Here is a 1,064-nt window from a genome sequence, read left to right as displayed (position 1 = left end):
CGATCTGCCGCGCGGCGGAGAGGTGCCGGAAGGGCTCGATCCGCTCGCGGACGGCGTGCTGATGGCCCACCAGGCCGAATGGATCGCCGACACGTCCGACCTCAAGCTCGGCGAGAAGGGCCGCCGCACCGGCATCACGTTCGCCGAGGCGCTCGACCACACGCTGATCGCCGCGGCCAAGCGCTCGGCCGGCGGGCAGAACTGCTTCTACATCGGCGACACCAAGGACAAGGGCCGCGAGTTCATCGGCTACGTGGCGCACTTCGCCAAGGTCGTCGCCCAGGAGCTGGGGGGCGTCGAGGAGTTTCTGTTCGAGGACCAGAAGGACGACGGTTCGACCAGCTACATCTCCGCGTTCCGGGTCCGATTCGCCTCGGGCAATCGCGTCGAGGCGCTGTCGAGCCGGCCCGAGAACATCCGCGGCCTGCAGGGCACGGTCTGCATCGACGAGGCCGCGTTCCACAAGGACGTCCGCGCCGTGCTCGACAGCGTCAATGCGCTGCTGATCTGGGGCGGCAAGATCCGCGTCATCTCGACACACAACGGCACGCTCAACCCGTTCAACGACCTGGTGCGCGAGGCGCGCGCCGGCAAGACGCCGTTCAAGGTCCACCACATCCCGTTCTCGAAGGCGGTTCGAAACGGCCTCTACAAGCGCGTCTGCCTGATCAAGGGCGAGCGCTGGACGGCCGAGGCGGAGGCCGCGTGGGAGGCGAAGATCCGCGCCGCCTATGGCCCCCGCACCGCGGCGATGCGCCAGGAGCTGGACGCGATCCCGGCCGAGGCCGAAGGCGCCGCGTTGACCCGCGTGCAGATCGAGGCCTGCATGGGGCGTGGCATCCCGGTCATACGGTGGACCTGCGAGGACGCGCTGAAGAACGCACCCGAGGAGACCCGCAAGGCGACGGCGCTCGACTTCTGCGAGCGCGAGCTGAAGCCCGTCCTCGATCGGCTCGACCGGCGCCGGCAGCACGTGTTCGGTGAGGACTTCGCGCGCTCCGGTGATCTCACGGCCATCATGCCGTTCGAGATCGGCGCCGACCTGGTGCGGCGCGCCGCCTTCG

Annotated in this window: 1 pseudogene; it reads left to right on the top strand. The window is 69.3% G+C overall.

Going from position 1 to position 1,064, the window contains the following annotated elements:
• A pseudogene (locus ABTU92_RS28725) lies at positions 1-1,064 on the top strand (hypothetical protein); the annotation flags it as partial.

Origin of the sequence: Rhodoplanes sp. SY1 (assembly GCF_046000175.1) — a bacterium.
In the GTDB taxonomy this organism is placed as follows: domain Bacteria; phylum Pseudomonadota; class Alphaproteobacteria; order Rhizobiales; family Xanthobacteraceae; genus Rhodoplanes.
The sequence above is the reverse complement of the archived record's forward strand: the minus strand, read 5'-3'. Positions and strand labels throughout refer to the sequence as shown.